This is a genomic window from Pseudomonadota bacterium (assembly GCA_038533575.1).
GTDB lineage: Bacteria > Pseudomonadota > Alphaproteobacteria > Rhodobacterales > Rhodobacteraceae > Shimia_B.
The window spans coordinates 940,663-953,448 of the sequence record JBCAYL010000001.1 but is presented as its reverse complement, the minus strand read 5'-3'; the positions used below and the strand labels follow the sequence as shown (position 1 = coordinate 953,448).

The following is a 12,786-nucleotide window of genomic DNA, read 5'->3' as shown; positions in this document are numbered from 1 at the left end:
GGCGCGGTTTTTCTGGTGCGCCGACCAAAGGGCGCGTGCGCTGCAACGCCGCGCGCCTGATCTCGGGCGGGATTGCGTGCCTCCGGCGGAGGTACAGGGCACAAAGAAGACACAGCCCGCCTTCTTTGTGCCGATGTACCTCGGGGAGCTCGAGGGGCTGGCCCCTCGATCCCGCTCAACCCGCCAGAACGGCCTTCACGGCGGAGACGGCTTCCTCGGCCTTCGCGGCATCCTTTGCGCCACCCTGCGCCATCGTGGGACGGCCGCCGCCGCCCTTGCCGCCGAGAGCCTCCACGGCGGCCTTCACCATGTCCACGGCGCTGATCTTGGCGGCAAGGTCGTCGCTCACCCCCGCGGCCACGGCGGCCTTACCGTCGGCCTCTGCGATCAGGAGGATCGCGACGCTGCCGTGCTCGGCTTTCAGCCCGTCGATGAGCGGGGGAAGGTCTTTGCCCGTCACGCCGCTCAGGACCCTGGAGACGAAGGGCGTGTCGCCCACCGTCACGAGCGTATCAGTCTTGCCGGTGCCGCCGCCCATGGCCACGACGCGGCGCAGCTCCGCGATCTCCGCCTGCATCTGCTTGCGCTCAGTGAGGAGCTGGCTCACCCGCTCGGGCACATCGGCGGCCTGGCTGTTGAGCGCGAGCGCCGTCTCGGCGAGGCGGTGGTCCTGCCCTGCGAGATAATCGAAGGCCGCGGCGCCTGTCAGAGCCTCAATACGGCGCACGCCCGCAGATGACGCGCTGTCGCCCAGTGTGACGAAGGTGCCGATCTCGCCTGTGCGCGCCACGTGGGTGCCGCCGCAGAGCTCGATGGAATAGGTGTCTCCCTCCGGGCCTCGGCCCGAGCCTGCCTCGTGGCCCATGGAGACGACGCGAACCTCATCGCCGTATTTCTCGCCGAAGAGCGCCTGCGCGCCGAGCGCGCGGGCATCGTCAGGCGCCATGATCCGCGTCTCCACCGGCGCGTTCTGGCGGATATACGCATTGACCTCGCGCTCGACCTTGCGGAGCTCGGCGAGGCCCAAGGCCTGCCCGTGGCTGAAGTCGAAGCGCAGCCGGTCCGGCGCATTGAGAGAGCCGCGCTGGGCCACATGATCGCCGAGCGCGTGCCTGAGAGCCTCATGGAGGAGGTGCGTGGCCGAATGGTTTGCGCGGATTTGCGCGCGGCGCGCAGGCGCCACCTCAAGCGTGGCGCCCTGCCCTTTCGCAACGGTGCCTTCGACCACCTTGCCGATGTGAATGAAGACCCCGGCGGCCTTCTTCGTGTCTGTCACCTCCACGCGGCCCGTGGGGGTGACGATGGTCCCGGCATCGCCCACCTGCCCGCCGCTTTCGGCGTAGAACGGCGTCTGGTTGAGCGCGATATGCACCTCCGTGCCCGCGCCAGCCTCGCCGGCGGACGCGCCGCCCACGACGACGGCCTCGATCCGGCCTTCGGAGGTGTCGAGGTCGTAGCCCAGGAACTCCGTTGGCCCGGCCGCCTCGGCCACGTCGAACCACACGGTCGCATCGGCGGCCTCGCCGGAGCCGGCCCACGCCGCGCGGGCCTTGGCCTTCTGCTCGGCCATGGCGGCGTCAAAGCCCGCCTGGTCCACGGCGCGGCCCTGCTCGCGGAGGGCGTCCGCCGTGAGATCGAGGGGGAAGCCGTAGGTGTCGTAGAGCTTGAAGGCGGTTTCGCCCGGCAGGTCGGCGCCCTCGGGCAGGTCGCCCACGGCATCGTCGAGGAGTTTGAGCCCGCGCGAGAGCGTCTGGCGAAAGCGGGTCTCCTCGCTTAGGAGCGTGTCCTGGATAAGGGTCTTCGCCTGCCCGAGCTCGGGATAGGCCGCGCCCATCTGGCTGACGAGCGCGCCCACGAGCTTGTGCATGTGCGGCTCCTGCACGCCGAGCTGCTGGGCGTGGCGCATGGCGCGACGCATGATGCGGCGCAGGACGTAGCCGCGCCCGTCATTGGAGGGCATCACGCCATCGGCGATGAGAAACGACGTCGAGCGCAGGTGATCGGCGATCACGCGGTGATGCGTTTTGCCCGGCCCGTCGGGATCGGTGGACGAGGCATCGGCGCTCGCTTCGATGAGGGCGCGCATGAGATCGGTGCCGTAATTGTCATTCGTGCCCTGGAGGAGCGCCGCCACCCGTTCGATCCCCATGCCGGTATCGATCGATTGCGCGTCGAGATCCCGCCTCGTGCCGTCCTCGAACTGCTCGTATTGCATGAAGACGAGGTTCCAGATCTCCACGAAGCGGTCGCCGTCTTCCTCGGGGCTTCCCGGGGGGCCGCCCCAATACTGTTCTCCGTGATCGTAGAAGATCTCCGTACACGGCCCGCAGGGGCCCGTGGGACCGGCCGACCAGAAATTGTCATCCGTGGCGATCCGGATGATGCGGTCATCCGAGAGCCCGGCATGCTTTTTCCAGATCTCCACCGCCTCTTCATCGGTGTGGTAGACGGTGACGAGGAGCCGGTCCGTGTCGATCCCGTATTCCTTGGTGATGAGGTCCCAGGCGAAGGGGATCGCGTCCTCCTTGAAGTAATCGCCGAAGCTGAAATTCCCCAGCATCTCGAAGAAGGTGTGGTGTCGTGCGGTGTAGCCGACATTCTCGAGGTCGTTGTGCTTGCCGCCCGCGCGGACGCATTTCTGGGCCGTGGTGGCGCGGGTGTAATCGCGCGTTTCCACACCGGTGAAGAGGTTCTTGAACTGCACCATGCCCGCAGCGGTGAACATCAGCGTCGGGTCGTTGCGGGGCACGAGGGGCGAGCTCTCCACCACCGCGTGGCCGTTCTTCTCGAAGTAGCCAAGGAAGGTGGAGCGGATATCGTTCAGGCTGGGCATGGGCGGCCTCGGAAATTGGCGTCAAGGGCGGACATATCCCCCGCCTCAATGGCTGTCCACGCGCATCCCTACACGAGGTGCTGATTTCGCGCGATCGCGGTGCACGGCGCCTAGACCGACATGCTTTAGGCCACGCCCCGGGCCCGACCCGTGGCCTCCTTCACGGGACGTGCGATGCCTTAGGCTGCGGCTTCCCTTGCTCAAAGAGGCCCCGGATCAAGTCCGGGGCGGGACGCGCCGCACCATCCAACAAAAGAAAATGGGGCAGCCGCACGGCCACCCCAATCCCGATACTCACGGCTACGCCTGTGCGCGCGGCTCTCAGTCCAGAGAGCCGTCTGCCGGCGATCAGGCCTCGAGCACGTCGTCCTCGCCCTCTTCCTTCTCCGCGCCCGGGGGCATGTCGAAATCGAGCCCGTGGGAGGCGCGGATCTTGTCCTCGATCTCGTAGGCGATGCGGGTGTTCTCTCGAAGGAAGGACTTGGCATTCTCGCGGCCCTGGCCAATGCGCTCGTCGCCGTAGGAGAACCAGGAGCCGGACTTCTCCACCACCCCCGCCTTGACACCGAGATCGATGAGCTCGCCCATCTTGGAGATGCCCTCGCCGTACATGATGTCGAATTCCACCTGCTTGAAGGGCGGCGCGACCTTGTTCTTGACGACCTTCACGCGGGTCGTGTTGCCCACGACCTCGTCGCGGTCCTTGATGGCGCCGATGCGGCGAATGTCGAGGCGCACGGAAGAGTAGAACTTGAGCGCGTTGCCGCCCGTCGTCGTCTCGGGGCTGCCAAACATGACCCCGATCTTCATGCGGATCTGGTTGATGAAGATGACCATGCACTTGGAGCGCGCGATGGCGGCCGTAAGCTTGCGCATGGCCTGGGACATGAGCCGCGCCTGGAGGCCCGGCGCGCTGTCGCCCATATCGCCCTCGAGCTCCTTCTGGGGCGTGAGCGCGGCGACCGAGTCTACCACGACCATGGAGACCGCGCCGGAACGCACCAGCGTCTCGGTGATCTCAAGGGCCTGCTCGCCGGTGTCGGGCTGGGAGATGAGGAGCTCGTCGAGGTCCACGCCGAGCTTCTTGGCATATTGCGGATCGAGCGCGTGCTCTGCATCGACGAAGGCGCAAACCCCGCCCTTCTTCTGCTCCTCGGCGACGGCGTGGAGCGTGAGCGTCGTCTTGCCGGAGCTTTCGGGCCCGTAGATTTCGATGATGCGGCCCTTGGGCAGGCCGCCGATGCCGAGCGCGATGTCGAGCCCGAGGGAGCCCGTGGACGTCGCCTCGATATCGGCCACCGGATTGTCGGCCCCGAGCTTCATGATCGAGCCCTTGCCGAACTGCCGCTCGATCTGCGCGAGCGCGCTGTCGAGGGCCTTCTGGCGGTCTGAATTCCTTTTCGCGTCCATGCTGAGAAGATCCGCTGTTGCCATGATTTGGGCTCCTTATGTCACACACCCTCTGCGGGGCGGCAATGACTGCTTCGTTCACCTCTTGTTCGCATTTCTATGCGCTCAAAACGGGAACATTTCAATCAAATTCTACGCGCTTCCTCTTTGGGCAAAACAAGTTAAAGAGGTCTTACCGGCGGGCGAAGTAAGGGCGCTTTTCCGGTGGGGAGGCCGCAAATGCTTGTTTTCTGGCAGGAAAAATTGGTGCTGCTGGCGCTGCCGAAGACAGGGACCTCCGCGCTCGAAGCCGCGCTGCGCGGGCGTGCCGCGGCGGTGTTCGAGAGCCCGCCCGAGCTCAAGCACGTGCCGCTCTTCCGCTACAACCGATTCCTGAAGCCGCTCTTCGGGGTGATCGACGGGGACCGGAAGCTCGAGACGATGGCACTCGTGCGCGAACCGGTGGACTGGCTGGGCTCGTGGTATCGGTACCGGAGCAGGCCGGAGCTCGTGGGCCATCCCAACGGCACATCGGAGATGTCTTTCGATGACTTCGTGGCGGGATATCTCGAAGATCCTCGGCCCGGCTTCGCGAATGTGGGCAGCCCGACGAAGTTCCTCTCTAACGGGCAAGGCAAGCGGGCGGTCACGCATCTCTTCCAGTACGAGCAGCTCCACATGGCGGTGGATTTCCTGTCCGAGCGGCTGGGCGTGGAAATCACGCTCGCTCGGCACAACGTCTCTCCTGCCCGGGACATGCCGCTTTCCCCCGACCTGCGGCGGCGGCTCGAAGTGGACTGCGCGGGAGAATTCGACCTGTGGGAGAGCGCGCACCGCGCGGGATAGGGCGAGAGCTGGTCAGTCGCCCTGCCTGCCCCCACGTTCAAGCACCGAATGCTTCGCTGGCAGCGATTGCGCCGCGCGCCTCTTGTGCACCGCTTGCTTCAGACGAACCGCTCGCCTTGCACCCCCGTCTAACTCGCTGATTGCGACAGCTGTGTCTGCTGGCCCGAGCTCTTCTCCGTGCTCAGGCCTTCACCTGCGAGACGAGCAGCTTTTCCTCGCCGCCCGGCCAGGGCGCGGGGCCCGCGAGGGCGCTTTGCACCACGCTGGTCAGCTCGTTGAGCGAAAACGGCTTGGCCAGGAAGACAGAGTTCGGGATCTCCGCCTGACGTTCAGAGAAGGTCTCCTTGGCGTAGCCCGAGACGAAGACGACCTTCGTGTTGGGCCGTTCCTGGAGCGCCTCCTGCACCCAGGAGGGGCCGTCCTGCCCGGGCATCACCACGTCGGTGACGAAGATGTCCACGGAGACATCGGCATCTTTGAGGGTGTGCAGCGCGGCCTCCGCGCTGTCGGCCTCGAGCACGGTGAAGCCGCGGAGCCGGAGCGCGCGAGAGGCGAAAGCGCGCACGGGTGCCTCGTCCTCCACGAGGAGCACCGTGCCCTTGGCGCTGTCATCCCGCGGCAGCGCGACCTTGGGCACGGCCGGCAGCTCCACGAGCGTGTCTGCGCGGGGGGCCTGCGGGGCGGTCTTGGCCTCGAGCGCGGGGAAGTAGAGGGTGAAGGTGGTGCCGAGGCCCGGCGCGGATTCGAGGAAGATGAAGCCGCCCGATTGCTTGACGATGCCGTAGGCGGTCGAGAGGCCCAGGCCCGTCCCCTCGCCCACTTTCTTGGTGGTGAAGAACGGCTCGAAGATCTGCGCATGCTTGTCCGCGGCGATGCCCACGCCCTCGTCCTTCACGTGCACGAGGAGGTATTCGCCCGCCGGAACGAGGGCACGCCCGCGTTCGAGCGGCTCGGTGAGCACCTGCGCCTCCGTACTGATCCGGATGCGGCCGCCTTCTGGCATGGCGTCCCGTGCGTTGACCACGAGGTTCATCAGCACCTGCTCGAGCTGCCGCTTGTCCGCGCGGATCTGGGGCAGCTCGGTGGGGTGATCCTGCTCCAGCGTCACACGCTCGCCCACGAGCCGGTTGAGAAGGTGGCCCATGTCGCTGAGCGTGTCGCGCATGTCGAGCGCCTCGGGCCGCAGGTTCTGCTTGCGGGAAAAGGCGAGGAGCTGCGAGACGAGGCTCGCCGCGCGGTTGGTGTTCTGGTGGATCTGCATGAGGTCGGCATAATCGGCGTCGCTGGCATCGTGGCGCAGCAGGAGCAGATCGCAATGCCCCGCGATGGCCGTGAGCAAGTTGTTGAAGTCATGGGCCACGCCGCCCGCGAGCTGCCCGATGGCCTGCATCTTCTGGGATTGCACGAACTGCTTTTCGAGTGATTTAAGCTCGGTCGCGTCGTTGAGGACCGCGATGATGACGGTCTCGCCATCCTCCTTCACGCGGTTGAGCATGACCTGCACGAAGACATCCTCCTCGGCATCGGTCACCTGCAGGAACTCTGGGTGGCCGAGCCCCTTGCCCGCCGCTGCATCCTCCACCCAGTCGCGCACGGAGCGGCCGAGGCTCTCGAGGATGTCGGCGAGATTGGCGCCGACCTTCACGGGCCGTTTCAGGAGCTCCCGCGCCGGGCGGTTGGTGGCCATGATCTCCCCGTCGGCCCCCATCTTGAGAAGTGCCACCGGCAGCTCGTCGAAAAAGCTCCACCCGTCCCGCGCCACGTCGGTATCGGGCATCGTGCCGGGCAGCAGGAAGATCTCGCGCCGGCCCCCGGTCGCCTCCACCTCTGCCACGAGGCAGGCGATGGTGCCCTCGGCACTCGAGACCTGGTTCATCTGCCCGGAGCGGATCGGCAGATTGCGAAAGATACGGTCGAGCGATTTCACGCGCCCGCCCACGAGCTTGCGCAGGGCATCGTTCATGAAAAGGATCGCGCCCGAGGCCGAGACCGTCATCATCGGCAGGCTCAGCGTCTGCGCGGGGCTGCCGCCGGGCGCCACGGGCCCGCGCTCCACGATGTCCTCCAGCCGCCAGAGAAAGCTGTCCCGCGTGAGCGCATGGACCGCGAGCCGCACATGGCCCCGCCGGGTCACGATATCGTCACGCGCCGCGCCCAGCGTCATCGCCTTGTTCTGGAGCCGGAAGAGGATCGGCGCCGGATTGGCGAAGAGACCGGAGAAACACTCCGCCAGAGACCGCGCCTCCGCCGTGCTGAACCGCTCGTCGGCGGCGCGGTTGCGCGTCATGATCGCGCCCGACGCATCCGTCATCAGGCTCGGCGCGCTGTCGTTCTGCAGGAAGCCCGCGACCGAGCTCACCATCGCGCGCTGGCGCCACGCGTACCAGGCCGAGAGCACCTTCACCATGAGCGCCATGGCAAAAAGCGCCGCCGCGCAGACGAGCACTGCACGCGCGATCTGCGGTTGGTCGAGGAGGAAGCTGCCGAGCCCGACCATGAAGGCGATGATCATGACGAGGGAGGCCTGCGGTGCGAGCCGTCGAACGAGACGATAAAGCCCTGATTTCTTCTTCAATTTTATCGGCACGCGCGGTCCCTGCCCAGATTCGCTGGGTCCAGAAAACGTTGAAATATTTAACGACCCCTTAAGCGAAGCCGATCCCAGTCGAAAAATCAACTTCAAGTTGAGCTACGGCTCACAAACCCTCGAATACGGCGAGATAAAAGCCGTCGCACCCCTCCAGCGGCGTGAACTGCCGCGTGAGCGTAGGCGGGCGATCGATCTCCGCGGCGAGCCAGTCGGCCTGCGCCCCGTTCTCGGCGGGCAGGAGCGAGCAGGTCATGTAGGCCAGTGTGCCGCCGGGGCGGACATGGGCGCGAGCCGCCGTCAGGATCTGCCGCTGGGTGGCCACAAGCGCGGCGAGGTCATCCGGCGTCAGCGACCACTTGTTGCCCGGCGCGCGTCGCCAGGCGCCAGAGCCGGAACAAGGTACGTCGCAGAGCACGAGATCGAAGCGCCCGGTGACCTGCTCGGGCATGGCGATGGTCTGCCCGGCCCGCTTGGCGCGCACGGGGAGATCCGCCATGCGCTTCGGTTCGGCATCATGTGCGCTCACGCGGAGCCCGCGCGCCGCAAGCGCGAGCGCCTTGCCCCCGCCGCCCGCGCAGTAATCGAGCGCTGTCTGCCCGGGCGCCGTCCCGAGGGACGCGAGCGCCATCTGCGGCCCCAGATCCTGCAGCTCTGCCCCGCCCTCGGTCAAAAGGCGATGCTGGGCCAGCTGGCGCGTGCGCGCCGTGATCCGCACCGCGCCGGGGCAGTCGGGATGCGGCTCGGGCCCGTGGCCCGCTTCAGTGAGCTTAGCCAGCGCCTCGGCCTGCCGGGCCGGATCATCGAGCCGCAGCCAGACCGGCGCGCGGTGCCGCAGCGCCTCCGCGATCCGATCAGCTTCGGGGTAAGCCCCCGACAGAGCCTCCCAGATCCAGGGCTGCAGATCGGCGCGCGTGGCGGCGGAGAGTTGGTCAAAACCTGTCAGCGCCCCGTCGCCCGGACCGAGCGCCGCGGGCGCGTAAGGGCCCTGCCCGAAGATCTCCGACTCGGGCGTCCCTTCTTGCACAAGGTAACCGCGCAGGAGGGCGCGGCCCGATGTGCCGCCCCCCATGGCCGCGCAAGAGGCGCGCCGCCGGAAGATGGAAAAGACGAGGTCCCGGATCGCGGCGCGATCCTTTGAGCCGGCGAAGCGGTGTCCCCGCGTCCAGCCAAGAAGTGCGGGCTCGAGCGCTGCGCCGCCCGTGATGGCATCGAGGATCTCGATGGCGGCCTGCGCGCGCGCAGCGGGGGTCATTTCGCTTGAACTCCGCCGGTCACCGCATTCATATCATACGGTAATTCGGGCTTTCGCGCGTGATCTGGACGTCGTGCACATGGCTCTCTTTGAGACCCGCGCCGGTGATCTTCACGAAGCGGCAATTCTGCCGCATCTCGTCCACCGTGGCGCAGCCGGTGTAGCCCATGGCCGCACGGAGGCCGCCGACGAGCTGGTGGATGACCGTGCCCGCCGACCCCTTGTAAGGGACCTGCCCCTCGATGCCCTCGGGCACGAGCTTGTCGGAAGCGGCGTCCTTCTGGAAATAGCGGTCCGCGGAGCCCCGTGCCATGGCGCCGAGGGAGCCCATGCCACGATAGCTTTTGAAGCTACGCCCCTGATAAAGAATGACTTCTCCCGGGCTCTCGTCGGTGCCCGCGATCATCGATCCCACCATGGCGCAGGAGGCCCCCGCCGCGATGGCCTTGGCGAAATCGCCGGAGAACTTGATGCCGCCGTCGGCGATGACGGGCACATCACCCGCCGCCGCGGCGCAATCCATGATCGCCGACAGCTGCGGCACGCCCACGCCGGCCACCATGCGCGTGGTGCAGATGGAGCCCGGCCCGATGCCGACCTTCACGGAATCCGCCCCCGCATCGATGAGCGCGCGGGTGGCCTCGCCGGTGGCGACGTTGCCCGCCACCACTTGAAGATCGTTCGATAACATCTTGACCCGCCTCACGGCTTCGGCGACGCTCGCCGAATGCCCATGGGCCGTGTCGATGACGATCATGTCCACGCCCGCATCCACGAGCTGCTCGGAGCGCGCAAAGCCCGCATCGCCCACCGTGGTGGCCGCGGCCACCCTGAGGCGGCCGAGCTCGTCCTTGCAGGCCGTGGGATTGAGCACCGCCTGCTCGGTATCCTTGAGCGTCAGAAGGCCGGTGAGCTTGCCCTCTGCATCGGTGATGAGAAGCTTCTCGATGCGCCGCGCCTTCATCAGCGAGATCGCCTCCTCGCGGTCTGCGGGCTCGCGCAGGATCGCGAGGTTGTCGGAGCTCATCATGACCAAGACCGGCGTGTCGTCGGCGGCGGCAAAGCGCATGTCGCGGTTTGTCACGATCCCCACCACGCGGCGCTTCTCGTCCACGACCGGGAAACCAGTGAAGCCGTAGCGCTCGGTGAGCGCCTTGGCATCGGCCTTGGTCTGGTCGGGGCGCAGCGTCACGGGATTGAAGACGATCCCGCTCTCGAAGCGCTTCACGCGCCGCACTTCCCGCGCCTGGTCCTCCACGGAGAGATTGCGGTGGATGACGCCCATCCCTCCCGCCTGCGCCATGGCGATGGCCATGCGGCCCTCGGTGACGGTGTCCATGGCAGAGCTCAGGAGGGGGATGTTGAGCGCGATGCGCCGCGTCACCCTTGTCCGAGTGTCGGCGGTGGCGGGCAGCACCTCGGAGGCGCCGGGCACCAAGAGCACATCGTCGAACGTGAGGGCCTCGCTGATCTCCATGGGTGTCCTCCAGATGGGAGCCTCGGTTGGCGTTCTGCCCTCGCACGATCGGGCGGAAATGGGAAGCGGGCAACGGCAAGTTAGTGCGACCGGAAGAGGGCGCGGCGCGAGCGGATGCCTCCGGCGGAGGTACGGGGCACAAAGAAGCCGGGGACGCGCATCGATCGAAGGCCCGCGCGCGAGGTGACGTCGGAGGGGCCCGGGGCCACCCCGGGGCCATGTCGCGGCCTTGCCGATGGCGAACAGGGAGCGCGCAAGGGTGACGGTCTCGAACATCATTATGACGGGTTTGAATTGGTGCCCCGGCCCCGCCGCGCATAGGCTGACGCCAAAGAGCAGGAACATGACCATGGCCACGGACCCACTCGTCGTCTTCACACCCTCGGGCAAGCGGGGGCGCTTTCCGGTGGGCACGCCCATCCTGACGGCGGCGCGCCAGCTCGGCGTGGATCTCGACAGTGTCTGCGGCGGCCGCGGGATCTGCGCGCGCTGCCAGGTGACGCCCATGGCGGGCGAATTCCCCAAGCACGGCGTCACCGTGAGCGAAGACGCCCTGAGTGGCTGGAACCTCGTGGAGGAGCGCTATGCCCAGAAGCGGGGCCTCGTGGAGGGCCGGCGGCTCGGCTGCCAAGTGACGGTGCAGGGCGACGTGGTCGTCGACGTCCCGCCCGAGAGCCAGGTCTACCGGCAGGTGGTGCGCAAGCGCGCGGAGGTCCGCGACATCACGCTCGATCCCGCGGTGCGGCTCTTTTACGTGGAGGTGGCCGAGCCTGACATGCACGACCCCTCGGGCGATCTCGAACGGCTGAAGGCGGCGCTCGGCGCGCAATGGGGGCTCACGGACTTGCGCGTGGGGCTCTCTGTCCTGCAGGGGCTTCAGCCGGTGCTGCGCAAGGGCGGCTGGCGTGTCACCTGCGCCGTGCACCTGGGCGATGGCGGCAGCCCGCCGCGGATCCTGCAGCTCTGGCCGGGTTTTCACGAGGGCCCGGTCTACGGCGTGGCCGTCGATCTCGGCTCCACCACGATCGCGGCCCATCTCTGCGATCTGAGCACGGGCGCCGTGCTCGCCTCCTCGGGCCTCATGAACCCGCAGATCCGCTTCGGCGAGGACCTGATGAGCCGGGTCTCCTACGCGATGATGAACGAGAACGGGGACCGGGAGATGACGGCGGCGGTGCGCGCGGGGCTCAACACGCTCCTCGGCCAGATCGCCGAGGAGGCGGAGATCGACCCGGGGCGCATCGTCGACTGCGTTCTCGTGTGCAATCCCGTCATGCATCATCTCCTCCTTGGCATCGATCCTTTCGAGCTTGGCCAGGCGCCCTTCGCGCTGGCCACCTCGGAGGCGCTGCGCCTCGCCGCCGCCGAGCTCGATCTCGGGATCCATCCGGAGGGCCAGGTCTACCTCCTGCCCTGCATCGCGGGCCATGTCGGCGCGGACGCGGCCGCCGTGGCGCTCAGCGAGGCGCCCGACCGGGCCAAGGACCGGGTGCTCATCGTGGATGTTGGCACCAACGCGGAGATCCTGCTCGGCACGCCCGAGTGCGTCCTCGCCTGCTCCTCGCCCACAGGCCCCGCCTTCGAGGGGGCGCAGATCGCCAGCGGGCAGCGCGCGGCGCCCGGGGCCATCGAGCGCGTCGAGATCGACCGGGCCACGAAGGAGCCGCGGTTCAAGGTCATCGGGTGCGATCTTTGGTCCGACGACCCGGCCTTCGCGGAGGCCACGGCCGCCACCGGCGTCACCGGGATCTGCGGCTCGGGTATCATCGAGGCCATCGCGGAGATGCGCATGGCAGGCCTCGTCGATGCCAGCGGCCTCATCGGCTCGCCCGCGCAGACCGGCAGCGCGCGCGCCACGCCGGACGGGCGCACCTATGCCTACCTCCTCCACGACGGCAGCGCCGAAGGTGGCCCGCGCATCATGGTCACGAACCCCGATATCCGCGCGATCCAGATGGCCAAGGCCGCGCTCTATTCCGGCGCGCGGCTTCTGATGGACAAGGCGGGCATCGACAGCGTGGACCGCGTCGTCCTCGCCGGGGCCTTCGGGGCCCATATCTCGGCCAAGCACGCCATGGTGCTCGGCATGATCCCCGATGCGCCGCTCGCGCAGGTGACGAGCGCGGGCAACGCGGCGGGCACGGGCGCGCGCATAGCGCTTCTCAACCGCGCCAGCCGGGCCGAGATCGAAGCGACGGTGCAAAAGATCGACAAGGTCGAAACGGCCATCGAGCCGCGCTTCCAGGAGCATTTCGTCAATGCCTCCGCGCTGCCCAACAGCGTGGACCCGTTCCCGATCCTGCGCGGCATCGTGGACCTGCCGGACGTGAGCTTCCAGGCCTCCGCCGACACGTCCCGCAGGCGCCGCCGTCAGCGGGCCTGACCGCGCGCCACGGAGC

Annotated in this window: 7 protein-coding genes; 2 read left to right on the top strand and 5 right to left on the bottom strand. The window is 67.6% G+C overall.

Translation table 11 applies throughout. From position 1 onward, the window contains the following. Window positions 1-175 precede the first annotated feature (175 nt). On the bottom strand, window positions 176-2,833 hold the full coding sequence (alaS, locus tag AAFM92_04900; GenBank protein MEL7299703.1) for an alanine--tRNA ligase: 2,658 nt from the start codon (window positions 2,831-2,833) through the stop codon (window positions 176-178). A gap of 348 nt (window positions 2,834-3,181) precedes the next feature. After that, complete coding sequence (recA, locus tag AAFM92_04895; protein MEL7299702.1) at window positions 3,182-4,267, bottom strand: recombinase RecA; 1,086 nt, start codon at window positions 4,265-4,267, stop codon at window positions 3,182-3,184. A gap of 195 nt (window positions 4,268-4,462) precedes the next feature. Here recA and AAFM92_04890 point away from each other — a divergent pair, with 195 nt between their 5' ends. Continuing rightward, complete coding sequence (locus AAFM92_04890) at window positions 4,463-5,068, top strand: gamma-glutamyl kinase (GenBank protein ID MEL7299701.1); 606 nt, start codon at window positions 4,463-4,465, stop codon at window positions 5,066-5,068. A gap of 181 nt (window positions 5,069-5,249) precedes the next feature. Here AAFM92_04890 and AAFM92_04885 read toward each other — a convergent pair whose 3' ends face one another. From AAFM92_04885 to guaB, 3 genes are all read right to left on the bottom strand, one after another. After that, the gene (locus AAFM92_04885; protein ID MEL7299700.1) at window positions 5,250-7,655 is read right to left on the bottom strand and encodes an ATP-binding protein; all 2,406 of its coding nucleotides are present in this window, start codon (window positions 7,653-7,655) and stop codon (window positions 5,250-5,252) included. Window positions 7,656-7,764: 109 nt separating this feature from the next. Beyond that, entirely contained in the window at window positions 7,765-8,910 is a 1,146-nt protein-coding gene (locus AAFM92_04880) for an RsmB/NOP family class I SAM-dependent RNA methyltransferase (GenBank protein ID MEL7299699.1), read from the bottom strand. A gap of 28 nt (window positions 8,911-8,938) precedes the next feature. Further along, window positions 8,939-10,387, bottom strand: coding sequence for an IMP dehydrogenase (gene guaB / locus AAFM92_04875; protein MEL7299698.1), 1,449 nt, complete (start codon window positions 10,385-10,387; stop codon window positions 8,939-8,941). 349 nt (window positions 10,388-10,736) lie between these two features. Between guaB and AAFM92_04870 the strand changes: the two genes are divergently transcribed. Further along, a complete protein-coding gene (locus AAFM92_04870; protein ID MEL7299697.1) occupies window positions 10,737-12,770 on the top strand; it encodes an ASKHA domain-containing protein in 2,034 nt (677 codons plus the stop codon). Window positions 12,771-12,786 lie beyond the last annotated feature (16 nt).

Coding starts and splice junctions, on each gene's coding strand:
- alaS (MEL7299703.1), bottom strand. CDS start 2,833: ATGCCCAGCCTGAACGATATCCGCTCCACCTTCCTTGGCTACTTCGAG.
- recA (MEL7299702.1), bottom strand. CDS start 4,267: ATGGCAACAGCGGATCTTCTCAGCATGGACGCGAAAAGGAATTCAGAC.
- AAFM92_04890 (MEL7299701.1), top strand. CDS start 4,463: ATGCTTGTTTTCTGGCAGGAAAAATTGGTGCTGCTGGCGCTGCCGAAG.
- AAFM92_04880 (MEL7299699.1), bottom strand. CDS start 8,910: ATGACCCCCGCTGCGCGCGCGCAGGCCGCCATCGAGATCCTCGATGCC.
- guaB (MEL7299698.1), bottom strand. CDS start 10,387: ATGGAGATCAGCGAGGCCCTCACGTTCGACGATGTGCTCTTGGTGCCC.
- AAFM92_04870 (MEL7299697.1), top strand. CDS start 10,737: ATGGCCACGGACCCACTCGTCGTCTTCACACCCTCGGGCAAGCGGGGG.